This is a genomic window from Pedococcus sp. P1_H8, assembly GCF_056405175.1.
The window spans coordinates 1-424 of record NZ_JBFUCP010000286.1; the positions used below are offsets into that span (position 1 = coordinate 1).

At 68.4% G+C, this 424-nt stretch carries 2 protein-coding genes; both read right to left on the reverse strand.

The genetic code is table 11. The annotated features are described in order from the left end of the window. Positions 1–211, reverse strand: a 211-nt coding sequence (locus AC1DYG_RS20035) for a hypothetical protein (RefSeq protein ID WP_477641593.1), incomplete at its 3' end; no start/stop codon positions are given. Continuing rightward, positions 208–424 (reverse strand): hotdog family protein (locus AC1DYG_RS20040; protein ID WP_477641594.1); only part of this gene is annotated, 217 nt, incomplete at its 5' end. The genes AC1DYG_RS20035 and AC1DYG_RS20040, both read right to left, overlap by 4 nt.

Genomic DNA, 424 nt, shown 5'->3' on the forward strand with positions numbered 1-424 from the left:
GGATGCCGACCGCACGGGCGACGGCGGTCTCGGTGTTCGTGTCCATCGTGAACGAGACGAGGCCGTCGACCTCCGCGGGCGTCAGGCCCGCATCGGCGAGTGCCAGGTTCACCGCCTCGGCGGCCAGCCGGAGCTCGCTGCGTCCCGAGTCCTTCGAGAAGTCGGTGGCACCGATCCCGACGATCGAGGCCTTGCCTGACAGGCCGCTCATGCGGGGCTCCCAACTGCGCCGGTGGTGACCGAGCCGTCCATGACCAGCCGGACGGTGGAGGTGATGTGCTTGCCCAACGAGTCGGTACCGACGACGGAGAGGGTGACCAGTCCGTCCTCGATCGAGACGACGCTGCCGGTGAGGGTCAGGGTGTCGTAGGCGTACCAGGGCACACCGAGACGCAGCTCGATGGACTTGAGGACGGCCTTCTGC